Raw genomic sequence first — 22,297 nt, 5'->3', positions numbered from 1 at the left:
CTCAGTTCTGTTTTGCGGCCCGGTCGACGGCTTCGACGTGGGCAATGAAGGCGGTGAGTTCGGTCAGGGCGGCGTCAATGTCGGCGCGCTGGCGTTCCAGCCGCGCAACCTGTTCGCGGCACCGCGCGATCGTGACCCGGCGCTGCTCGGCACGGCCGTCACCAAGGTCGTAGAGATCGATCATCTCCTTGATCTCGGCCAAGCTGAAGCCCGAGCTTTTGGCACGCATGATCCAGGCCAGGCGCGCGCGATCGCGCTTTGAATATATCCGCATCAAACCCTGGCGAGCCGGCGATATCAGGCCTTCATCCTCGTAAAAGCGCAGCGCGCGCGCGGTCACGTCGAATTCGGCGGTCAGATCGGAAATCGTGAAGCTTTCGCGCTCGAGCGCGTCTGGCCGATCGATGTGGGCACCGGAATGGGCGATGACAGGCGCGGTCGTCATGGCCGCAGCTTGTAACTTCCCTTTACGTAAACGTCAATCGGCGATGGGTATCAGCTCGTCGCCGTCGAGGCTGCGAAAAAAGCAGCTTCGTGCGCCGGTGTGGCACGCCGGGCCCGCCGCTTGGCAAACCAGAACCAGCGCATCCTGGTCGCAATCGACACGGATTTCCTTGACGCGCAGGATGTTGCCGGAGGTTTCTCCCTTTTGCCATAGACGTCCACGGGACCGCGAATGGAAGTGGGCCAGCCCGGTCCGGCGGGTCGCCTCGAGCGCCTCCTGGTCCATGAACGCCACCATCAGCACGTCGCGCGTGCCGGCGTCGATGACGACCGCCGTCATGAGCCCCGCCTGGTCGTAGCGCGGGGCAAATGCGCCCGTGCCGTCCGTGTCCGAATTGTCGCTCATGGCCAACCTTTGTTGCACGATAACCACATATGTCGACCAAAAACTGCGCGCTAGGGGGATGCCGCTTCCCTCGCCGTCCCGAATTGCGGATATCGGCAGCGCGGATGCGGCAGGCGAAAGACCCGCCGCAAGCTAGCCACGGTTCAGGGACCGGGCTGCGCCTAACCGGCGCCCCGCATGAGGGATCGGGTGAGGCGGTCAAAGGGGGACCGTCTAACTGCTCCGGCAGCACCTTTTGAGTTTCGTCACGCGAACGCCCGGAACTTCGGTTCCGGGCGTTTCCGTTATAACGCCTCGTCGAGGACCCGGGCGAAGCATGCGACCGTGACGGCCGACGCGCCGCCACGCAACAGGGCCGCGACGCAAGCATCGCTGGTCGCGCCGCTCGTCAGCACGTCGTCGACCAGCAGCACACGCCGCCCGGCGATGCGATCGCGGCGCCGCGGATCGAGCGCGATCGCCCCGCGCAAGGCGCGCGATCGGGCCGTCTTGCCCAGCCCGCCAAGGCTCGGCGTCGGCCTTGTGCGTTTGAGCCCATCTACCACCAGCGCGGCCCCTGTCGTTCGCGCCAGTTCCTGCGCCAGCAGCGCCGCCTGGTTATAACCCCGCTTCCACAGTCGCCAGCGGTGCAGCGGTACCGGCACGAGCGTCCAGTCCGGACCTGGCTCCGCCCCGGTCGACGGGATCCGCGCGGCGATCAGTCGCGCCATCAGCGCCGCTAAAGCCAGCTTGCGCCCGTGCTTGAAGGACAGCACCAGCTGTCTCGAAGGCGCATTGTAAAGCGTGCCGGCGGCAATTCCGGCGTGACGCGGGGGATCGGCAAGACAGGGCGCGCAGATCAGGCCTTCTTCCTGCGAATCGGGGAACGGGCGCTGGCAGGTCTTGCAGCAAGGCGTGCCGGGAATCGCCAGCGTCGCCCAGCAAGCGGCGCACAAGCTGCCGTGCTCCGCCAGGTCCGCGCCGCATAACGGGCAGCGTGGCGGAAACACGAAATCGATCAGCGGCGCGAGGCCGGCGGGAAGACCCATCCCGCCTTTCTAACCGCCACGGCGGTGCCAGCAAGCTTGCCTGGCGGCACCCCAGGCGGCAGGGGGCGTCCGATGGTTGCCCGCGTCCCCGAAATCTTCTCGCCGTCGCGCCGCGAACGCCTGCGCACCCGCGCAGCGCGGCGCGGCCGCGATGCGGCCGGGTTCCTGGCCGAGGACGTTGCCGAAGATGTCGCCGAACGCGTTGCCTTCCTGCGCCATCAGCCGCGGCACGCGCTGGTCAGCGGCGACCACACCGGCGCGGTCGCCCGTGCCTTGCCCGGCATTGCCCTGACCGACGGGAGCGAGTGGGACGACGAATCGCCCTATCCCGAGGCCGGGTTCGACCTTGCCGTCAGCTTGTTCCGCCTCGATTCCGCCAACGACTTGCCCGGCGCACTGATCCACCTGCACAGCGCACTGGCGCCCGGCGGCTTGGCGATCGCCGCGCTGGTCGGCGCCGGCAGCCTGCCGGTACTGCGAGCGATGATGCTGGCGGCCGATGCCGATCGTCCGGCGGCGCGGATGCATCCACTCGTCGACGTGCGCGGCGGTGGGCCGTTGCTGCAGCGCGCCGGCTGGACCGACCCGGTGATCGACACCCGGACCCTGTCGGTCAGCTACGCGAGCCCCGAACGCCTGATCGCCGATCTGCGCGACCAGGGCCTGACGAGCCGACTGGCCAGCCCGGCCCCGCCGATCGGCAAGGCCGGATGGGAACGTGCGCGTGCAGCCTTCCGCGACCTCGCCGACGACGATGGCCGCGTCACCGAGACTTTCGAGATCCTGACGCTCAGCGGCTGGAAGCGCTGAGCGCGGCCTGCGCCGCCGCCAGGCGGGCGATCGGTACCCGGAACGGACTGGCGCTGACGTAGTCGAGCCCGACTTTCTCGCAGAACGCGATGCTCGCCGGATCGCCGCCGTGCTCGCCGCAAATACCGAGCTTGATCGCGGCACGTGTGGCCCGCCCCCGGTCCGCGCCCATTTGGACGAGCTGCCCGACGCCCTCGATGTCGAGGCTGACGAACGGGTCACGCGGATAGATCCCCTGCTCGACATACGGGCCGAGGAAGCGGGCCGCATCATCCCTCGACACGCCGAGAGTTGTTTGCGTCAAATCGTTGGTTCCAAACGAAAAGAACGCTGCGTCCTCGGCTATCTCGCCGGCCATCAGCGCAGCGCGCGGCAGTTCGATCATCGTTCCGACCAGGTATTCAAGCGTGCGGCCCTTGTCCGCGAACACCTCTGCCGCGGTCTTGTCGATCAGCGCCTTGAGGATCGACAGCTCCTTTCGGGTGGCGACCAGCGGGATCATCACCTCGGGCACCGGGGCCGCGCCGGACGATTCGGCCACGTCGCATGCCGCCTCGAAAATCGCGCGCGCCTGCATCGCGTAGATTTCGGGGAAGGTGATGCCGAGGCGGCAGCCGCGATGCCCCAACATCGGGTTGAATTCGTGCAGTTCGTCGGCGCGTCGCTTCAATGTTTCGGCGCCGATGCCGATCGTCTCGGACAGTTCGGCAAACTCTGCATCGCCGTGCGGCAGAAACTCGTGGAGGGGCGGGTCGAGCAGGCGGATCGTCACCGGCAGGCCGGACATCACTTCGAAGATGGCGCGGAAATCGGCGCGCTGCTCGGGCAGCAGCTTGGCCAGGGCCTTGGCCCGGCCGGCGATGTCCTCCGCCAGGATCATCTGGCGCACCGCGGAAATGCGGCCCGCGTCGAAAAACATGTGTTCGGTGCGGCAAAGCCCGACCCCTTCGGCGCCGAACTGGCGCGCGGTGTGGCAATCGGCGGGCGTCTCGGCGTTGGCACGCACCTTCATGCGGCGTTCGGCATCGGCCCATGCGATCAGCGTGCCGAAATCACCGACCAGCTCGGGCTCGATAGTCGGCACTTCGCCGGCCATGATCTGGCCGGTCGCGCCATCGAGAGTGATCACGTCGCCCTCGGCCAGCTGGCGCGCGCCGATGCGCAGGGTGCGCGCCTGCATGTCGATCGAGATACTGCTGGCGCCGGACACGCAGGGCCGCCCCATGCCGCGCGCAACCACCGCGGCGTGGCTGGTCATGCCTCCTCGCGCGGTAAGGATGCCGCGCGCGGCGTGCATGCCGTGAATGTCCTCCGGGCTGGTCTCGACGCGGACAAGGACGACCGCCTCACCCAGGGCGGCGCGGCGCTCGGCAGTATCGGCGTCGAGCACGATCGCGCCCGAAGCCGCCCCGGGACTCGCCGGCAAGCCGCTGCCCAGCACCTCGCGCGGCGCCTCCGGATCGAGCGTGGGGTGCAGCAACTGGTCGAGCGCCATTGGATCGACGCGCAGAATGGCAGCCTTGCGGTCGATCAGGCCTTCCTCGACCATCTCGACGGCCATGCGCAGCGCCGCCCTGGCGGTGCGCTTGCCGCTGCGGGTCTGAAGCATCCACAGCTTGCCGCGTTCCACGGTGAACTCGATGTCCTGCATGTCGCGGTAATGCCGCTCAAGAAGGTCGAAGACGCGCGCCAGCTCGGCGTAAGCCTCGGGCATCGCCTCTTCCATGCTGAGCGGCTTTGCCCCGGCCGCCTCGCGCGCGGTCCTCGTCAGGTACTGCGGCGTGCGGATGCCGGCGACCACGTCCTCGCCCTGGGCATTGACCAGCCATTCGCCGTAATAGGCGCGCTCACCGGTGGCGGGATCGCGGGTGAAGGCAACGCCGGTGGCACTGGTATCGCCCATGTTGCCGAACACCATCGCCTGGACGTTGACCGCGGTGCCCCAGTCGCCCGGAATGTCGTTGAGCCGGCGATAGACCTTGGCGCGGTCGGAATCCCAGCTGTCGAAGACGGCCCGGATCGCGCCCCACAGCTGCTCGTGGACATCCTGTGGGAACGGGCGGCCGAGTTCCTCGGCAACGATCGTCTTGTATTCGCCGACCAGCTGGCGCCAATGCTCGGCATCAAGGTCAACATCGGCGTAAAAGCCGTTGTCTTCCTTGACGATTTCGAGTGCGTCCTCGAACTTGTGATGATCCAGGCCAAGGACGACGTCGGCGTACATCTGGATGAAACGCCGGTAGGAATCCCAGGCAAAGCGCGCGTCGCCGCTGACGCTGGCCAGGCCTTCGACGGTCGCGTCGTTGAGGCCGAGGTTGAGGACGGTGTCCATCATTCCGGGCATGGAAACGCGCGCGCCGGAGCGAACCGAGACCAGCAGCGGATCGGCGGCATCGCCGAAGCGCTTGCCCACCGCCTGCTCGATGTGCGCCAGCGCGGCCGCGACGTCGGCCTGAAGCTCGGCCGCGAATTCGCCGCCTTCGGCAAGGTAGCGCACGCACTCCTCGGTCGTGATGGTGAAGCCGGGCGGCACCGGCAGGCCGATCCCGGCCATCTCGGCCAGGTTGGCCCCCTTGCCGCCGACGATGGTCTTGTCCTTCGCGCGGGGCTCGTCAGAGGTTGCCGAACCGCCGAAATGGTAGACCTGCTTGCTCATCGTGGTGCCGGCTTTCGTTGAAAGTCACAGTTGCTTGACACAATTGACACCGTCCTGGGGCGTAAGCGGCTAGCCCTCGATCCTGCTGAAATCGGCCACCGCGTGGACTGCCTTGCGGAACCGCCCGAGCAGGGCGAGACGGGCTTCGCGCTTTGCCGGGTCGGCATCGTTGACGGTCACCTCGGTAAAAAAGGCATCGATCGGCGCGCGCAACGACGCGAGCGCCGCCATTGCGCCGGCGAAATCCTCCGCCTCGACCGCCGCCTGGGCCTTCGGCCCGGCTGCGTCGAGCGCGTCTATCAGCGCCTTTTCCGCAGGCTCGGGTGTGTAGGACAGCGTTTTCTTGATCGCCATCCGCGCGCGCATGGCCGCCGCGACGTCGGGATCGTCGACCATCGCGAAAGGATCTTCCTCGCCGTCGTGCGGGGCTGCGTCCTGCCAGTCTTCCTTCTTGAGGATGTTGGCGGCGCGCTTGTACCCGGCGAGCAGGTTCTTGCCGTCCTCGGTGCTCAAGAACTGGCCCAATGCGCGAGCTCTCGCCTCAACGCGATCCACGCGGCCGTCCGTATCACTGCCTTGGCTCCAGGCGCGCGAGGCCTGGATATAATCGTGCCTCACGCCTTGGTCCTTGAGCTGCACTCCAAGGCGATCGAAAAGAAAGTCCGCCACCTTCAGTCCTAGGCCGCCATCGAAGGGCTTACCGGACCAAGCGGCGGCCATCGTTGAGAATTCGACTTTCACGGCGTTGGCTTGTGCAAGTTGGAGGTAACCCAAAGCTGCACGCCTGAGCGCAAATGGATCTTTCGATCCGGTCGGCAAAAGATCGACACTGAAAAAGCTGAACAAGTTGTCCAGCTTGTCCGCCAGGCTCACCGCCACCGTCACCGGCGCCGTCGGCACGTCATCGCCCTGCCCGACCGGCTTGTAGTGATCGCGGATGGCGTCGGCGACGGCATCGGGCAGGCCCTCGGCGCGGGCGTAATAGCCGCCCATCAGGCCTTGCAGTTCGGGAAATTCGCCGACCATTTCGGTGACGAGGTCGGCCTTGGCGAGGCGGGCGGCTTGTTCGGCCTGATCGGGATCGGCACCCTTGACGATCCCCTCTTCCACCAGCCAGCGCGCCAGTCTGGCGACGCGCTCGACCTTGTCGGCGACGGTGCCGAGCTTTTCGTGGAAGGTGATCCGTTCAAGCTTTTTCGCGTGCTCGGCCAGCGGAGTCTTGCGGTCCTGGTCCCAGAAGAAGCGCGCGTCGGAAAGCCGCGCGGCGAGGACCTTGCGGTTGCCGTCGACGATCGCGGCGCCGCCGTCGCTGGCGGCGATGTTGGCGGTGCAGACGAAGGCGTTGGCCAGTTTTGGGGCGAGCTTTCCATCGCCATCCTGGCAGACGAAATACTTCTGGTTTACCCGCGCCGTGAGCTGGATGACCTCGGGCGGGACGCTGAGGAAATCGGCGTCGAAGCGGCCGAGATGCGGGACCGGCCATTCGGTCAGCCCGGCGTTCTCCACCACCAGCCCTTCGTCTTCCACCAGGGTCAGCCCCGCAGCCAGTGCAGCGGCGCGGGCCATTTCGCGCACGGTGCCTTCGCGCTCGGCATGGTCGACGATGACGTGGCAGGCGCGCAGCTTGTCCTGGTAATCGGCGGCGCTGCCGATCGTGATCATGCCGGGATGGTGGAACCGGTGCCCCAGCGTGACCGCGCCCGACTGCACGCCGCCCACCTCGAATTCGACCACGTCATCGCCCAGCAGCGCGACGATGCCCGACAGCGGGCGTACCCAGCGCAGCGAGGCGGTGTCGATCGAGGCGGCGCCCCAGCGCATCGACTTGGGCCACGGAAACTGGCGGACGATCGCCGCGACCGCCCAGGCCAGCACGTCGCGGGTGGCGCGGCCCGGCCGCTCGATGACCGCGAACCAGGTATCGCCGCGTGCCTCGAGCTGGTCCTGGCACAAGCCGGTCTTGCGCAGAAAGCCTTCGAGCGCCTGCGGCGGTGCCGAGGTGCGCGGGCCCTTCAATTCCTCGCGCACGGCGTCGGTCGCCAGCGGGAGGCCGTGCACGATCGCGGCGAGGCGGCGCGGGGTCGACCACACGGTCACCGCGCCGTGGCCGACACCCGCGGCCTTGAGGTTGTCGCGCAGCAGGCGTTCGAGATCGGCTCGCGCGCCGGCCTGCATCCGCGCAGGGATCTCCTCGCAACGCAGTTCGAGAAGGAAATCGGCCGTCACGGCGTCCACCCCGGGAAATCGCGGCTCCAGCGCTCGCTCTCCTTGGCCATGTGCGCTTCGCAACTCGACCGCGCGAGGTCGCGCACGCGGCCCATGTAGCTGGCACGCTCCTGCACCGAGATCACGCCGCGCGCCTGCAGCAGGTTGAACAAGTGGCTGGCCTCGATCGCCTGTTCATAAGCGGCGATGGGCACGCCGGCGGCCAGCGCATTGCGGCATTCAGCCTCGGCGGCCTTGAAGCCGGCAAACAGCCCGTCGGTATCGGCGACCTCGAAGTTCCACTTCGACATCTGCTTCTCATTTTCCAGGAAGATATCGCCGTAAGTAACGCCAGTATCGTTGAATTTCAGGTCGTAGACGCTGTCGACGCCCTGGATGTACATGGCCAGCCGCTCAAGCCCGTACGTCAGTTCGCCGGCGACCGGCTTGCAGTCAAAGCCGCCCATCTGCTGGAAATAGGTGAACTGGGTCACCTCCATCCCGTCGCACCAGACTTCCCAGCCTAGCCCCCAGGCGCCCAGCGTGGGGCTTTCCCAGTCATCCTCGACGAAGCGGATGTCGTGAAGGAGCGGATCGACGCCGATCTGTGCCAGCGATTGCAGGTAGAGGTCCTGCAGGTTGGCCGGCGATGGCTTCAGGATCACCTGGTACTGGTAATAGTGCTGCAGGCGGTTCGGATTTTCGCCATACCGCCCGTCGGTCGGGCGGCGGCAGGGCTGGACGAACGCGGCGTTCCACGGCTCCGGCCCCAGCGCGCGCAGCGTGGTGGCGGTGTGGAACGTGCCCGCGCCCATGCGCATGTCGTAGGGTTGAAGGATGACGCAGCCCTGTTTCGCCCAGAAGGCGTGCAGGGTCAGGATCATGTCCTGGAAAGAGGTTGCGCGGGCGGTTTCGGCCATCATCCGGGCCTTTGGCCGATGGCGCGGTGCAAATCAACACGTCCGGTCGGCGCGTTTCGTTCAGGCAATCGCACACAAGGCATCCTATGTAGATACCATGCGATTCCCCCTCCTTCGCCGCGCCCTGCGCGCGTTCGCGCTGCTGCTGGCCCCGCTGGCCCCTGCCGCGCAGGCCCAGCAGACCTTTCCCACGCCCCGGCCCAACGTCACGGTGCCGCTGGAGCGTATCGAGGCGCGCACCCTTCGCCCGGCGCTGTGGAAGGTGTCGGACGCCGACACCACTATCTGGCTGTTCGGTACCATTCACGCGCTGCCCAAGGGGCTGGACTGGCTGAACGGCCCGGTGGCGGCCGCGTTCGACCATTCCGCGGAGCTTGTCACCGAACTGCCGGACGTCGATCCCGCCGCGGTGCAGGCGCTGGTGCTGGAAAAAGGCACGCTGCCGCAGGGACAGACGCTGCGCGGTGCGATCGGGCCGGCGGATGCCGCCAGGGTCGAGGCGGCGCTGGCGCGGCTCAAGCTGCCGCCCGCCGCTCTCGACCGGCTGAAGCCGTGGTACGCGGCGATCGTGCTGGGATCGGTGCCGCTGTCACGATCCGGCATTACCGGGCAGCAGGGCGTCGAGGACGCGCTGGCCGCGCGCGCCAAGGCGCAGGGCAAGCCGCGCGCCGGGCTGGAGACGATGGCGCAGCAGCTCGACATGTTCGACCGCCTGCCGCTGGCAAAGCAGAAGGACCTGCTGCGCGAAGCCGTGGACGGCGGCGACACTGTCAAGGCGCTGGGCGAGATGGTCGACGACTGGGGCCGCGGCGACGTCCCCGCCCTGGCCGCGGCGTTGGCGGACAGCGAGCTGGAGGGCGTCTTTGCCAAGGCGCTGGTCGCGGACCGCAACCGTGCCTGGGCAGACTGGGTGGCGGCGCGGCTGGACAAGCCGGGCGAGGTCTTCGTGGCCGTGGGCGCGGGGCACCTGGCCGGGACCGACAGCCTGATCGAAGCCTTGCCCAGGCGCGGAATTGCCGTCACCCGCGTGCAATGACGCGCCGTTTCGCCGTTGCCGCCGCCCTGGCCGCGCTGCTGGCGCTGGCCGCCTGCAAGCCTGCGTCGCCCCCGCCCGCACCGGCACGCCCGGCGCTGTGGGAAGTAAGCGGGCCGGACGGGCAGAAAGGCTGGCTGTTCGGCACGATCCACGCGCTCGACAAGCCGCGTGCGTGGCGCACCCCGGCCTTCGGCGCGGCGCTGGCGGCCTCGGACCGGGTCGTGGTCGAGGTGGCCGACGTTGCTCACCCCGAACGGATCGCGCCGGTGTTCACAGCGCTGGCGACCAGCCCCGGCCACCCACCGCTCGACCAGCGTGTGCCCCCTGCGCTGCGCCCGGCGCTGGCCGATACGCTGACCCGTGCCGGCGCGACCGGGACTGATTTCTCGCGCGTGGAGACCTGGGGAGCCGCGCTGATGCTTGCCCGCGCGGCCACGCCGAACGATGCCGTCGACGCCGGGATCGACCGCGCGGTGCTGGCCGCGGCGGGAACGAAGACCGTTACCGAGCTGGAAGGCGCCGAACGGCAACTGGCGATTTTCGACAGCCTGCCCGAGGACGCGCAGCGCGCGCTGCTGGCCGCGACGCTGGAGGGCGGCGACGACGATGCGCGCCTGGCCGAGGCGTGGGCGCGCGGCGACATGGACGCGATCGCGCGCGAAACGACCACCGGACTGATGGCCAACCCGGCGCTGCGCGATGCCCTGCTGACGCGCCGCAACGCGGCATGGAGCGGCGCGATCGCGGCGCTGATGCGCGCCGGGCGCCATCCCTTCGTCGCCGTGGGCGGCGCGCACATGGCCGGGCCCGGTGGGCTGCCGGCGCGGCTGGCGGCGGCCGGGTTCACGGTGCGGCGGGTGCAGTAACGCTTGCTTTCGCGGCCCTTGGCCTATAGGGGCGCGCGCTTCCGCGAGCGTGGTCATCCCTGGAGGCGTGCCGCGGAAGGTACGACAACTTTTCACGCAATTCGAAAGGCACGAACATGAGCGATTCGCTTACACTGCCGGCCGAGACGCGCGAGCGGGCCGGCAAGGGAGCCTCCCGCACGCTACGTCGCGAAGGCCGCGTCCCCGCCGTCGTCTACGGCGGCAAGGAAGAACCCCTCGCAATCCACGTCGAGGAGAAGGAACTGGTCCGCCAGCTGGGCACCGGACACTTCTTCAACAGCCTCGTGGAAGTGACCGTCGGGGGCAAGACTCACCGGACGCTGCCCAAGGACGTGGCCTTCCACCCCGTCACCAGCCGCCCGCTGCACGTGGACTTCCTGCGCATCGCCAAGGGCGCGCAGGTCCACGTCAACGTGCCGGTGGTCTTCGTCAACGAAGAAGCCAGCCCGGGCCTGAAGCGCGGCGGCGTGCTCAACGTCGTGCGCCACGAGCTTGACCTCGTCTGCGCGCCGGATTCGATCCCGAGCGAGATCGAGATCGACGTCACCGGCAAGGATGTTGGCGATTCGATCCACATCAGCGACGTGAAGCTGCCCAAGGGTGCCGAAAGCGGCATTACCGACCGCGACTTCACCATCGCCACGATCGTCGCCCCGTCGGCGCTCAAGAGCGAGACCGGCGACACCGAGACCGACGCAGCCGCTTCGGCCGAAGGCGATGCCGAGGGTGGCAGCGCCGAATAAGGCGCGGCCCGCGACCCAATGCGAAGGCCGCCCCGGGGATTGCCCGGGGCGGCCTTTTGCTGTCAGGAACCGGTGAAGTTCTGGAGACGTCGATGCAGATCTGGGCCGGCCTCGGCAATCCGGGCACCCAATACGCGCTCAATCGCCACAACGTCGGTTTCATGGCGCTCGACACGGTGGCCGAAGTGCACGGTTTCGGACCGCCGCAGAAGAAGTTTTCCGGCTGGGTCCAGGAAGGGCGCCTCGGCGGCGCCAAGGTGCTGCTGCTCAAGCCCGCGACGTTCATGAACGAAAGCGGCCGTTCGGTGGCCGAGGCGCTGCGGTTCTACAAGCTGGGGATCGAGGCACTGACCGTCTTCCACGACGAGCTCGACCTGGCGGCGATGAAGGTCAAGGTCCGCGTCGGCGGCGGGCTGGCGGGGCACAACGGGCTGCGCAGCATCGACAGCCATCTCGGTCCCGAATTCCGCCGCGTGCGCATCGGCATCGGCCATCCCGGGCACAAGGACCGCGTGACCGGCCATGTTCTGGGCAATTATGCCAGGAGCGAGATGGACGACCTGGCGGGCATGCTGGGCGCGATCGCCGCCGAAGCAGAGTGGCTGGCGCGCGGCGATGACGCCCGCTTCATGAACGACGTGGCGCTGCGCCAGCAGGACTGAGCCGGGGGCTTTACCGATGCCGCGACTTGCGGTTTACTGCCGCTCTATCGTCCGGGGGGAACGACCATGAAAACCACGCTTGCACTCGCCGCGCTGCTTGCCGCCGCACCGGCCTACGCCCAGACCGCGTCCACGGGAGCGGCCCAGCCGCAGTACGACCAGGCCCAGGCCAAGAAGTGCGCCGCCTCGCGCAGCAGCGGTTACGACGAGGGGATCGCCGCCTGCACCGCGCTGCTGGCGACCAAGGGGATCACCCCCGGCGCGGTCGCGGAAGTGCTCAGCTACCGGGCCGGGCTCACTTACGATGCGGCGATCGCCAATCCCAAGGGGTCGGCGAAGCGCAAGGCCCTGATGGCGACCGCGGACGCGGATATCGCGGCCATCCTGGCCTCCGCCGGCGCCGACAAGTATCGCCGCGCCGATGCGTACACCGCGCGCGCCTTCAGCCGCATGATCGACGGCACCGGATCGCCCGACGTTGACCTCGACCGGGCGCTGGCGCTGGTGCCCACCGCCTATTTCGCGCTGTCGCTGCGCGCTGAGCGCCGCGAGGCGGCCAGGAACTACACCGGCGCCGTCGCCGACCTCGACGCGGCGCTGGCGACGATCGACAGAATCGATCCCGACAAGATCAGCGAAGACCAGGCGGACAGCATCGAACTGAAGCAGGCCGAGTTGCTCAATTCGCGCTGCTGGATCAAGGCCGCCTGGCAGAACGCCGACCTTGCTGCGGCGCGGAAGGATTGCAACGCGTCGCTGGACATCGACCCAGCCGCCAACACGTACGACAGCCTGGGCATGGTCGGTTTGCGGACGCGCGACTGGCAAGGTGCCGAGAGCGCTTACACGTACGCGATCAAGGCCGCCGACACTTACGCCAGTCCCTATTTCGGTCGCGCCATCGCGCGAATGCGGCTGGGCCGCAGCACCGATGCCAATGCCGATCTCGCCAGGGCCATCCAGCTCGATCCCGCCGTGGCGACCAAGTACGCGGAAAAAGGACTCAAACCCTGAGGCGGGCACCGCGCTGAACGAATGCCCGCTCGACGCGCCCGGGCAAGGCGCATAGGCCGTCGCCAGCAAGGGGGCGATCAGGCATGGCGCGCAAGCAGACATCGGCACCCGCGCCCGGCTGGACGCTGGCAGCCTCGATCCTGGCCTCGAGCCTGGCGTTCGTCGACGGCTCGGTCACCAATGTCGCCCTGCCCGCGATCAAGGCGGACCTGTCGGCCAGCGCCGAGGCGCTGCAGTGGGTGGTCAACGCCTATCTCCTGCCGCTGTCGGCGCTGCTGCTGCTGGGCGGCGCGGCGGGCGACCGGTTCGGACGCCGGCAGGTGTTCCTGGCCGGCCTGGTCGCCTTCGCTTTCGCCTCGCTCGGGTGCGCATTGGCGCCCGGTCTGGAATGGCTGCTGGCGGCCCGCGTCGTCCAGGGCGCCAGCGCGGCGTTTCTCATGCCCAACTCGCTGGCGCTTCTGGGTACGGCCTACAGCGGCGCGGCGCGCGGCAAGGCGGTGGGCACCTGGGCGGCGGTGGGTTCGGTCGCGCCCGCGCTGGGGCCGCTGTTGGGTGGCTGGCTGATCGGCGCGGTCGGTTGGCGGGCGATCTTCCTCATCAACTTGCCGCTGGCCGCCGGCGCGATCGCGCTGGGCTGGCTGAAGGTTCGCGAAGCCGGCGGCGAAGGCAAGGCCCGGCTCGACCTGGCCGGGGTGGCCGCGGCCACCGCCGCGCTCGCTGCGCTGACCTGGGGCCTGACCGTGCTTGGCGCGGCGCAGCCGCAAGTTACGCAGGGCTTGGTCGCGGTCGCGGCCGGGGCGGCACTTCTGGCGCTGTTCTTGGTGACCGAGTGGAAGCGCGGCAGCCACGCCGCGATGCCGCTTGCGCTGTTCGCGACCCGCAGCTTCGGCGGCCTGACCCTGCTGACCTTCCTGCTTTACGGGGCGCTGGCGGCGAACTTCGTGCTGGTTCCCTACGTGCTGATCGAAAACCACGGCTATTCGCCATTGCAGGCCGGCGCGGCGCTGCTGCCGATCCCGCTCGTGCTCGCCGGCTCGAGCCGGTTCATGGGCGGGTTGGCGGCGCGGATCGGACCGCGCTGGCCACTCACCATCGGGCCGCTGGTGGTGGCCGCCGGGTTCGCGTTGTCGGCGAGGTTGAGCAGCGATGCGCCTTACCTCACCACGCTGCTGCCGGCGCTGTGCGTGATCGCGGCGGGGATGGCGCTGGCGGTGGCGCCGCTGACCGGCGCGGTGATGGCATCGGTCGACAGCGCGCATGTCGGCACCGCCAACGGCTTCAACAGCGCGATCGCCCGCACCGGCGGCCTGATTGCCACCGCGCTGCTGGGCGCGGTGCTGGCGGCGCAGGGCGATGCCCTCGACCGCGCTTATGCCCATGCGGCGCTGGCGGCCGCGCTGGCGGCGGCGCTGGCGGGCATCGCGGCGCTGGTCATGCTCAAGCCGTCGGAAGTTACCGGCGCCAAATGACGCAGCGCGGTTGAGCGCGCGGCCCTAAGCCGCTAGGCGCCCGGCGCAAAGGAGCATTCCATGGGTTTCAAATGCGGCATCGTCGGGCTGCCCAACGTCGGCAAGTCGACCTTGTTCAACGCGCTGACCGAGACGCAGGCGGCGCAGGCGGCGAACTATCCGTTCTGCACGATCGAGCCGAACGTCGGTAACGTCGGCGTGCCCGATCCGCGGCTGGACAAGCTGGCCGCTATCGCCGGCAGCGCCAAGATCATCCCGACGCAGCTGTCGTTCGTCGACATCGCCGGGCTGGTGCGCGGCGCCAGCAAGGGCGAAGGGCTCGGCAACCAGTTCCTCGGCAATATCCGCGAGGTCGACGCGGTCGTCCACGTGCTGCGTTGCTTCGAGGATGACGACATCCAGCACGTCGAGAACAAGGTCGACCCGATCGCGGATGCCGAAACGGTCGAGACCGAACTGATGCTCGCCGACCTGGAAAGCCTGGAAAAGCGCGTTCCCGCCGCGCAGAAGAAGGCCGCGCAGGGCGACAAGGAAGCCAAGGTAACCGCCGCCGTGCTCGGCCGCGCGCTCGACCTGCTGCGTGAGGGCAAGCCCGCCCGCCTCGTCACCCCCGATGGCGACGACGAAGTCAGGATTTTCGAGCAGGCGCAGCTGCTGACCTCGAAGCCGGTCCTCTACGTCTGCAACGTCGAGGAAGCGGCCGCCACGGAAGGCAACGCCCATTCTGCGCGCGTGTTCGAAAAGGCCAAGGCCGAGGGCGCCAACGCGGTTGTCGTCTCCGCCGCCATCGAAGCGGACATCGTGACCATGCCGCCCGAGGACCGCGGCGAATTCCTGGCCGAGCTGGGCCTCGCGGAGGCCGGCCTCGCCCGGATCATCCGCTCGGGCTACGACCTGCTGCACCTGATCACCTTTTTCACCGTCGGTCCCAAGGAAGCGCGTGCCTGGACGGTCGAAAAGGGTGCCCGCGCGCCGCAGGCGGCCGGCGCCATCCACTCGGACTTCGAACGCGGCTTCATCCGCGCCGAAACCATCGCCTACGAAGACTACGTCGCGCTGGGCGGCGAAGGCCCGGCCAAGGAAGCGGGCAAGCTGCGGCAGGAAGGCAAGGACTACGTCGTGCAGGACGGCGACGTGCTGCACTTCAGGTTCAACGTCTGAGCGGGAGCATTTACCGGGAACGGACGCGTGCCTGGCGGCTTGTGCTGGCATGACCGACACCGCCAAGCACGCCGTCCTGACCCGCATGGTCCTGCCCGACCACGTCTGCCCTTATGGCAAGGCGGCGCTGGAGCTTTTGAATGAGCAAGGCTTCGAGGTCGAAGATCGCCAGCTTACCACGCGGGCGGAAACAGACGCGTTCATGGCCGAAAAGGGCCTGGAAACGACCCCGCTGATCGAGATCGATGGCAAGCCGATCGGCGGTTACAGTGAGCTGTGCGACCTGCTGGGCGCGCCAAACGCGATGGCAATGTAGCGGAACGTTTCGCCGCGCCTGCCCGTTGTACTTTCATAGCCATGACCAGATCCGATCCCAAGACGGCCGTGCTGTATCGCATGGTCATGCCCGGCCACACCTGCCCCTATGGCCTGAAGTCTCGCCATTTGCTGCGCGCCCGGGGCTATGCGGTCGATGACCGCTGGCTGGAAACGCGCGCGGCCACCGATGCGTTCAAGTCCGAACATGACGTCACGACGACTCCGCAGACCTTCATCGGCGGCAAGCGGATTGGCGGCTACGACGACTTGCGGCGGTTCTTCGGCCAGCCGGTAGCGGACCCCAACGCGACCAGTTATCGCCCCGTGTTGGCGGTGTTCGCGGCGGCTCTGGCGCTCGCGCTGGCGGCAAGCTGGGCGGCTTTCGGCAGGATCGCGCCGCTGCAAAGCGCGGTGTGGTTCGTCAGCTTCGCCATGGTGCTGCTGGCCATGCTCAAGCTCCAGGATGTCGAGACGTTCTCGACCATGTTCCTCAACTATGACCTGCTGGCCCGCCGCTGGGTGCCATACGGCAAAGTTTATCCTTACGCCGAGTTTGCCGCTGGCACCCTGATGGCGGCGGGCGCCTTGCCGTGGCTATCGATCCCGCTGGCCCTGACGATCGGGGGGATCGGCGCGGTCTCGGTGATCAAGGCCGTCTACGTCGACAAGCGCGAACTGAAATGCGCCTGCGTTGGCGGATCGGGCAAAGTGCCGCTCGGATTCGTGTCGCTGAGCGAGAATCTGGCGATGGTGGCAATGGCGCTGTGGATGCTGGCGCGGTGATGAAGGGACGGACAATGCCGAAAATGAGCTACGGACGCTTTCTGGCGATGATCGCCACCTCGACGGTGGTGATGTTCTGCCTGACCTACCTCAATTCGTGGCAGGCCGATCACGTGTTCTTCAGCCAGACCCGGATGTGGATGGCGCTGCTGATGGGTGCGGTGATGGCGGTGATCATGCTGGCATTCATGTGGGCGATGTACCCGGACAAGGGGCGCAACACCGCCATCATTGCCGGCGCATTGGCGGTCTTCGCGGCGTCGCTGTTCCTTGTCCGCAGCCAGGAGACGGTCGGCGATGTCGCCTACATGAAGGCAATGATCCCGCACCATTCCATCGCCATCCTGACCAGTCGGCGCGCGCAGATTCGCGATCCCGAAGTACGCAAGCTGGCCGACGGCATCATCACCGCCCAGGAGCGCGAGATCGGCGAAATGAAAGCGATGATCGCGCGGCTCGAAAATCGACCCGCTTCGCGCTGAATGGCCGGGAACGGCGCGGCGCGGTGCGCATTTGCACTGCGCCGATGAATTCGCCCGCCCCCGCCCTCACCCGCACCGACCGGATCGCGCGCCTGGGCTATGGCGCGCGCGGGGTCGTCTTCCTGTTGCTTGGCTGGTTTGCGCTAGGAACCCGGCTGCGCGGCGATGCAGGCGGCCAGATCGGCGTTTTCGATCGAATGGCGGACATGCGGTTCGGCGCGATCCTGCTGATCGCACTGGTGATCGGACTGGCCGCTTATGGCTTGTGGAAGCTCGCCGCCGCGATTCTCGACCTCGAACACAAGGGCCGCGATGCCAAGCACCTGGCGGTGCGCGTGGGCATGGCCGGCGGCGGGCTGGTCTATCTCGGGCTGGCCTGGGCCGCGCTGGGGTTTGCAGCCGGGCTGCGCGCCCATGCGTCGAACGGCGAGGAAGCCGAAGTAGCGCGCACGGTGCTGGACCTGCCTGCCGGCTGGGTCGTCATCGCCGGCGCCGGCCTGGTCTTCATCGGCATCGCGGCCGCCCAGTTCGTGCAGATTGTCACCAAGAAGTTCATGCGCTCGATTTCGCCGGCCTGCCCGCCCTTCACGTGCACCGCCGGACGTATCGGGTTCGCTGCTCGCGGGCTTGTGTTCACGCTGATCGGCGTGTCGCTGGTACGGTCGGGCTGGCATGAGCGCAGCGGAGAGGTCCGCAACCTGGGCGGGGTGCTAGCCGACTTGCAGGATCATCACCTCCCCTACCTGCTGGTTGTGCTGGGTCTTGTGGTCTTCGGCATCTATTCGTTGCTGCTGGCACGCTGGAAGATCGTGCCGCGCGTCGACCTGGTCGATGCCGCGGCGGCGAAGGTCGCCGAGGTCAAGGCGTGACCGCCGACGGCGCGCTTGACCACCTTACCCGGCTCGACGTCATAGCCAAGACCGGGATGGCGGCGCGCGGCATCGTCTACCTGCTGTTCGGGCTGCTGATGTTCCAGGCCGGCGGCCATGTCATCGAAGGGCAGATCGGCGCCTTTGCCGCGCTGGCGGCAGTGCCGCTGGGCCAATTGCTGCTGTTCGTGATCGCCGCGGGGCTGCTGGCCTACGCGGTGTTCCGGCTGTGCGCGGCGCTGTTCGACGTCGAGAAGAACGGCACCTCTCTGATCGGCATCATCGACCGGATTGGCCACCTGGGCGTGTTCGTAACGTACCTGGTCCTCGCCATCGCCGCCACCGAAGTCGCCGCAGGTCTGCGCAAGGTCGATGCCAGCTACGGCTACCGCTCGAACCGCTTCCTGGCCGAGCGCCTGCTGGACGCGCCCCTGGGCTCGTTCCTGCTCGGCCTGGTGGGCACGGGGTTCCTGGTCGCCGCCGTGCTCAACATCAAGAACACGCTGAAGGGCAGCCACATGCGCTTCACCCGCCGCCGCAGCCCGCGCTGGGTGCGGATCATGGGGCAGGCCGGGATGGTTTCGCAGGCCTGGATCGGGGCGCTGATCGGCTGGTCGATCCTTCGTGCCGCGTGGTTCGACGATGAGACCCAGGCCAAGGCGCTGGGCGCCGCACTCGGCGCGCTGCGCCCTCATGGTTTCACTTACAACGCGCTCGCCGCCGGGATGCTGGCGTTTGGCGCTTTCAGCCTGCTGCTGGCGCACTACCGCTGCGTGCCCAAGCTCGATGTGGTCGACGCCGCCAAAGCGCACGCGCGGCTGGCGCGGCTGCGGACCCGCCGCGTGCGAGCGAAACTGGCCGGCTAGCTCAGCTGCCGCAGATAAGCGAGCCGTCCTCGGCATGGACGACGCGGTCGAACCGGTCCTTGACGGTGAAGCGGGCCGGGCCCGCCTTGGGCAACGCGTTCGCCGGCGCAATCTGCTCGATCTCGAGCGTCAGGTCCTTGCCCACGTAGTGCGTCCACGCCCCCATCGGCAGCGACTTGGCGCCGGGATCGGAAGCGAAGGTCCGCATCCGCCCTTCCAGCTTCACGGTCGCGCGGGTCGGCCCGACGACGATGATCGGATCGCCGTCGCGCCGTGAGCCCGGCACGAACGCGCAGCCGATGCCCAGCAGCCCGAAGCGTTCCATGTCGCCGGCGCTGATTGCCTCGGGAGTGACCGGCTGGATCGGCGGATGGGTATCCTGCACCGCCTCGACCGCGGCGATCGCGCGGGCATCGGCGGCGTCCTGTTCGGCCTTGGTGGGTTCGCGCTTGCAGGCGCCAGCCAGCAGCATTGCTGCAATCAGCGCCGGCCGAACAGCTTCTCGATATCGGAATGCGCGAGCTTGACCCACGTCGGTCTCCCATGATTGCACTGCCCCGACCGGGGCGTGACTTCCATTTCGCGCAGCAGCGCATTCATTTCCGTCACGCTCAACGCGCGGCCGGCGCGGACGCTCCCGTGGCAGGCCATCGTCGCCAGAACCAGGTCGATGCGCTCCTCCAGCAGCAGCGCTGCGCCGTTGGCGGCAAGATCGTCGGCGACGTCGCGAACCAGGGCCTGGACGTCGCCGCCCCTGAGGCTGGCAGGAACAGCGCGGACCAGGACCGCACCGGGCCCGAACCGCTCGATGGCAAGGCCGAAGCCGGCCAGCGTCGGCGCCGCTTCCTCAAGCCGGTCGCACTGCACCTCGTCGAGTTCGACCACCTCGGGGAGCAGCAGGGCCTGCGATCCGGCGAGCGCCTGTTGCGCGCCGGCAGCCCTCAGGCGCTCCATGACCAGACGTTCGTGCGCGGCGTGCTGATCGACGATGACCAGCCCGTCCTCGGCCTCGGCGACGATATAGGTCTGCGCGACCTGTCCGCGCGCGACGCCGAGAGGATGGGTGACAGCCGGCGCGACCGGCTCCGCCGCGATTTCGGCGCGCGCTGCCGGGGCGAAATCGGGCCCGCGCCACGGCCGCGCCGCTTCGTTCAGGGCATATTCGCGGCTGAACAGCGCGCCCAGGGAAGGCCTAGCCGGCGCGGCAATCGGCTCGCTCTGCCAGCGCTCCATCGCCCCCGCCGCGGGCCCTTGCGCGCTCCGCCCGCCCGCCCCCTCGATCGCGTGGCGCAGCCCCGAGACAATGAAGCCGCGCACGAAGGCCGGATCACGAAAGCGCACCTCGGTCTTGGCGGGGTGGACATTGACGTCGACTTCGCCAGGCGGAAGTTCCAGGAACAGGGCCAGCACGGCGTGGCGATCGCGCGCCAGCATGTCGGAATAGGCGCCGCGCACCGCGCCGGTCAGCAGCCGGTCCTTTACCGGGCGGCCGTTGACGAACAGGTACTGGTGATCGGCGATGCCGCGGTTGAAGGTCGGCAGCCCAGCCACCCCGGTAAGGCGTGCCTCCCCGCGCTGCATGTCGATGCCGACGCCGTCGGCGGCAAGCTCGCGGGCGATCACTTGCGCCACCCGCTCGGGCGCGGATTGCCCGCCCTGCAGCGCCAGCGTTCGGCGGCCGTCGTGCTCCAGCGTGAAGGCGACTTCGGGCCGCGCCATCGCCAGGCGGCGGATGACATCGATGGCGGCCGCGTATTCGCTGCGCGGGCTGCGCAGGAACTTGCGCCGCGCGGGCACGCGCGCGAACAGGTCCTCGACCCGGATGCGCGTGCCCGGCGGCAGGGCGGCGGGACCTTCCTCGGCCACCGCGCCGTTGTCGATCACGCGGCGCCAGCCCTCGTCGCTGCCACGCACGCGGCTTTCGATGGTCAGCCGCGCGACGCTGGCGATCGATGGTAGCGCCTCGCCCCGGAAGCCCAGCGTCGACACCGCCTCGATATCCTCATCGGGCAATTTCGAGGTGGCATGGCGTTCGAGCGCCAGCGCGATTTCGGCCGGGTTCATGCCGCATCCGTCGTCGGTGACCTCGATCAGGTCGATCCCGCCGGCCGCCAGCCGCACCGACACCTGGCCCGCGCCGGCATCGAGCGCGTTCTCGACCAGTTCCTTGAGCGCCGCGGCCGGACGCTCGACCACCTCGCCGGCGGCGATGCGATTGACCAGCGTTTCAGGCAGGCGCCGGATGGTTCGGGGGGCGGTCGGCATGGCCGGCCGTTGTAGCGACGAAGCGAAGCTTTATCGAGACGGGTGCGGCGTCATCCCCACCCTAATTAACCGAAATTTTTGGCGATTTATCGTACCACTTGCTAAGGGGCCTTCTCCCGCAAACGGTCAGGCTTGCGCAGCTTGCGGCATACCTGCCGTAAAGTGCTCTAATTACGGAACTTTCAATGGCTTCCTTGATGTCGCGATTCTTGAAATTCGGTTCGCAGAACATGGCGATCGATCTGGGTACGGCCAACACCCTTGTCTATGTCCAGGACCGCGGCATCGTTCTGAACGAGCCCTCGGTGGTGGCGATCGAGACGATCAACGGCATCAAGCGGGTCAAGGCCGTGGGCGACGATGCCAAGATGATGATGGGCAAGACCCCCGACAACATCGAGGCGATCCGCCCCTTGCGCGACGGCGTCATCGCCGACATCGAGATCGCGGAAGAGATGATCAAGCACTTCATCCGCAAGGTCCACGGCAAGAAAAGCCTGTTCCGTTATCCGGAAATCGTGATCTGCGTCCCCTCGGGCTCGACCAGCGTGGAAAAGCGCGCCATCCGTGACGCCGCCAGCAATGCCGGTGCCAGCCAGGTCTACCTTATCCTGGAACCGATGGCCGCCGCGATCGGCGCCGACATGCCAGTGACGGAGCCGGTCGGTTCGATGGTGGTCGATATTGGCGGTGGCACGACGGAAGTCGCGGTGCTGTCGCTGCGCGGCCTGGCCTACACCACCAGCGTGCGCGTTGGCGGCGACAAGATGGACGAAGCCATCGTCTCCTACGTGCGCCGCCACCACAACCTGCTGATCGGCGAAGGCACGGCTGAGCGAATCAAGAAGGATTACGGCATCGCCATGGTTCCGGCCGACGGCGTGGGCGAAACGATCCACATCAAGGGCCGCGACCTGGTCAACGGCGTGCCCAAGGAAATCACCATCACCCAGGCCAATATCGCCGAGGCACTGTCCGAACCGATCGGCGCGATCATCGAGGGCGTGCGCATCGCGCTGGAGAACACGGCGCCGGAACTTGCCGCCGATATCGTCGACCAGGGTATCGTCCTGACCGGCGGCGGCGCACTGATCCGCGGGCTTGACGATTATCTTCGCGAGGAGACCGGGCTGCCGGTTTCGGTCGCGGAAGATCCGCTGTCATGCGTGGCGCTCGGCACCGGCCGTGCCATGGAAGACCCCGTCTATCGCGGCGTGTTGATGACCGCCTGAGTTTTGCCGTCGGTGGGGGCGCCGACGTAAGGGAGATACGG

Annotated in this window: 22 protein-coding genes; 14 read left to right on the top strand and 8 right to left on the bottom strand. The window is 68.0% G+C overall.

The window, feature by feature from the left end:
* Window position 1 precedes the first annotated feature (1 nt).
* The 3 genes from ACOYW6_RS03440 to ACOYW6_RS03430 form a co-directional block, all read right to left on the bottom strand.
* Window positions 2-445: a MerR family transcriptional regulator gene (locus ACOYW6_RS03440; RefSeq protein WP_423142422.1), complete on the bottom strand. Its 444-nt coding sequence runs from the start codon at window positions 443-445 to the stop codon at window positions 2-4.
* 33 nt (window positions 446-478) lie between these two features.
* The gene (hisI, locus tag ACOYW6_RS03435) at window positions 479-850 is read right to left on the bottom strand and encodes a phosphoribosyl-AMP cyclohydrolase (RefSeq protein WP_423142421.1); all 372 of its coding nucleotides are present in this window, start codon (window positions 848-850) and stop codon (window positions 479-481) included.
* Window positions 851-1,134: 284 nt separating this feature from the next.
* The gene (locus ACOYW6_RS03430) at window positions 1,135-1,878 is read right to left on the bottom strand and encodes a double zinc ribbon domain-containing protein (protein WP_423142420.1); all 744 of its coding nucleotides are present in this window, start codon (window positions 1,876-1,878) and stop codon (window positions 1,135-1,137) included.
* 72 nt (window positions 1,879-1,950) lie between these two features.
* Here ACOYW6_RS03430 and ACOYW6_RS03425 point away from each other — a divergent pair, with 72 nt between their 5' ends.
* A complete protein-coding gene (locus tag ACOYW6_RS03425) occupies window positions 1,951-2,688 on the top strand; it encodes a methyltransferase (protein WP_423142419.1) in 738 nt (245 codons plus the stop codon).
* Here ACOYW6_RS03425 and ppdK read toward each other — a convergent pair.
* The 3 genes from ppdK to ACOYW6_RS03410 form a co-directional block, all read right to left on the bottom strand.
* Window positions 2,669-5,344: a pyruvate, phosphate dikinase gene (gene ppdK / locus ACOYW6_RS03420; RefSeq protein ID WP_423142418.1), complete on the bottom strand. Its 2,676-nt coding sequence runs from the start codon at window positions 5,342-5,344 to the stop codon at window positions 2,669-2,671. The two genes, ACOYW6_RS03425 and ppdK, sit on opposite strands and share 20 nt — an antisense overlap.
* A 69-nt stretch (window positions 5,345-5,413) precedes the next feature.
* Window positions 5,414-7,519 (bottom strand): glycine--tRNA ligase subunit beta, encoded by a 2,106-nt coding sequence (gene glyS, locus ACOYW6_RS03415; protein WP_423143052.1) that lies wholly within the window; start codon window positions 7,517-7,519, stop codon window positions 5,414-5,416.
* Window positions 7,520-7,566: 47 nt separating this feature from the next.
* Window positions 7,567-8,469, bottom strand: a complete 903-nt coding sequence (locus ACOYW6_RS03410; protein WP_423142417.1) for a glycine--tRNA ligase subunit alpha — start codon at window positions 8,467-8,469, stop codon at window positions 7,567-7,569.
* A 97-nt stretch (window positions 8,470-8,566) separates the two neighbouring features.
* On the opposite strand from ACOYW6_RS03410, the gene ACOYW6_RS03405 reads away from it, so the two are divergent.
* From ACOYW6_RS03405 to ACOYW6_RS03350, 12 genes are all read left to right on the top strand, one after another.
* Window positions 8,567-9,505 carry a TraB/GumN family protein gene (locus ACOYW6_RS03405; protein ID WP_423142416.1) on the top strand — a complete coding sequence of 313 codons (939 nt, stop codon included), beginning with the start codon at window positions 8,567-8,569 and terminating at the stop codon, window positions 9,503-9,505.
* Window positions 9,502-10,371 carry a TraB/GumN family protein gene (locus ACOYW6_RS03400; protein WP_423142415.1) on the top strand — a complete coding sequence of 290 codons (870 nt, stop codon included), beginning with the start codon at window positions 9,502-9,504 and terminating at the stop codon, window positions 10,369-10,371. Before ACOYW6_RS03405 ends, ACOYW6_RS03400 begins: the two co-directional genes overlap by 4 nt.
* 116 nt (window positions 10,372-10,487) lie before the next feature.
* The gene (locus tag ACOYW6_RS03395; RefSeq protein ID WP_423142414.1) at window positions 10,488-11,135 is read left to right on the top strand and encodes a 50S ribosomal protein L25/general stress protein Ctc; all 648 of its coding nucleotides are present in this window, start codon (window positions 10,488-10,490) and stop codon (window positions 11,133-11,135) included.
* Between the two features lie 92 nt (window positions 11,136-11,227).
* Window positions 11,228-11,797 (top strand): aminoacyl-tRNA hydrolase, encoded by a 570-nt coding sequence (gene pth / locus ACOYW6_RS03390; protein WP_423142413.1) that lies wholly within the window; start codon window positions 11,228-11,230, stop codon window positions 11,795-11,797.
* 66 nt (window positions 11,798-11,863) lie between these two features.
* On the top strand, window positions 11,864-12,811 hold the full coding sequence (locus ACOYW6_RS03385; RefSeq protein ID WP_423142412.1) for a tetratricopeptide repeat protein: 948 nt from the start codon (window positions 11,864-11,866) through the stop codon (window positions 12,809-12,811).
* Between the two features lie 83 nt (window positions 12,812-12,894).
* The gene (locus ACOYW6_RS03380) at window positions 12,895-14,280 is read left to right on the top strand and encodes an MFS transporter (protein WP_423142411.1); all 1,386 of its coding nucleotides are present in this window, start codon (window positions 12,895-12,897) and stop codon (window positions 14,278-14,280) included.
* A 60-nt stretch (window positions 14,281-14,340) separates the two neighbouring features.
* Window positions 14,341-15,441 (top strand): redox-regulated ATPase YchF, encoded by a 1,101-nt coding sequence (gene ychF / locus ACOYW6_RS03375; protein ID WP_423142410.1) that lies wholly within the window; start codon window positions 14,341-14,343, stop codon window positions 15,439-15,441.
* Between the two features lie 49 nt (window positions 15,442-15,490).
* Window positions 15,491-15,757, top strand: coding sequence for a glutaredoxin family protein (locus tag ACOYW6_RS03370; RefSeq protein WP_423142409.1), 267 nt, complete (start codon window positions 15,491-15,493; stop codon window positions 15,755-15,757).
* 41 nt (window positions 15,758-15,798) lie between these two features.
* Complete coding sequence (locus ACOYW6_RS03365) at window positions 15,799-16,542, top strand: MauE/DoxX family redox-associated membrane protein (RefSeq protein WP_423142408.1); 744 nt, start codon at window positions 15,799-15,801, stop codon at window positions 16,540-16,542.
* Between the two features lie 23 nt (window positions 16,543-16,565).
* On the top strand, window positions 16,566-17,024 hold the full coding sequence (locus ACOYW6_RS03360; protein ID WP_423142407.1) for a DUF305 domain-containing protein: 459 nt from the start codon (window positions 16,566-16,568) through the stop codon (window positions 17,022-17,024).
* Between the two features lie 44 nt (window positions 17,025-17,068).
* Window positions 17,069-17,893, top strand: a complete 825-nt coding sequence (locus tag ACOYW6_RS03355; protein WP_423142406.1) for a DUF1206 domain-containing protein — start codon at window positions 17,069-17,071, stop codon at window positions 17,891-17,893.
* Entirely contained in the window at window positions 17,890-18,759 is an 870-nt protein-coding gene (locus tag ACOYW6_RS03350) for a DUF1206 domain-containing protein (RefSeq protein WP_423142405.1), read from the top strand. The genes ACOYW6_RS03355 and ACOYW6_RS03350 overlap by 4 nt, the downstream gene beginning before the upstream one ends.
* 1 nt (window position 18,760) lies before the next feature.
* Here ACOYW6_RS03350 and ACOYW6_RS03345 read toward each other — a convergent pair whose 3' ends face one another.
* Window positions 18,761-19,231, bottom strand: coding sequence for a hypothetical protein (locus ACOYW6_RS03345; protein ID WP_423142404.1), 471 nt, complete (start codon window positions 19,229-19,231; stop codon window positions 18,761-18,763).
* Window positions 19,232-19,239: 8 nt separating this feature from the next.
* Entirely contained in the window at window positions 19,240-21,024 is a 1,785-nt protein-coding gene (gene mutL, locus ACOYW6_RS03340) for a DNA mismatch repair endonuclease MutL (protein WP_423142403.1), read from the bottom strand.
* A gap of 185 nt (window positions 21,025-21,209) precedes the next feature.
* Between mutL and ACOYW6_RS03335 the strand changes: the two genes are divergently transcribed.
* Complete coding sequence (locus tag ACOYW6_RS03335) at window positions 21,210-22,256, top strand: rod shape-determining protein (RefSeq protein WP_423142402.1); 1,047 nt, start codon at window positions 21,210-21,212, stop codon at window positions 22,254-22,256.
* Window positions 22,257-22,297 lie beyond the last annotated feature (41 nt).

The organism is Parablastomonas sp. CN1-191, assembly GCF_049354825.1.
Taxonomy (GTDB): Bacteria; Pseudomonadota; Alphaproteobacteria; order Sphingomonadales; family Sphingomonadaceae; genus Novosphingobium.
The sequence above is the reverse complement of the archived record's forward strand: the minus strand, read 5'-3'. Positions and strand labels throughout refer to the sequence as shown.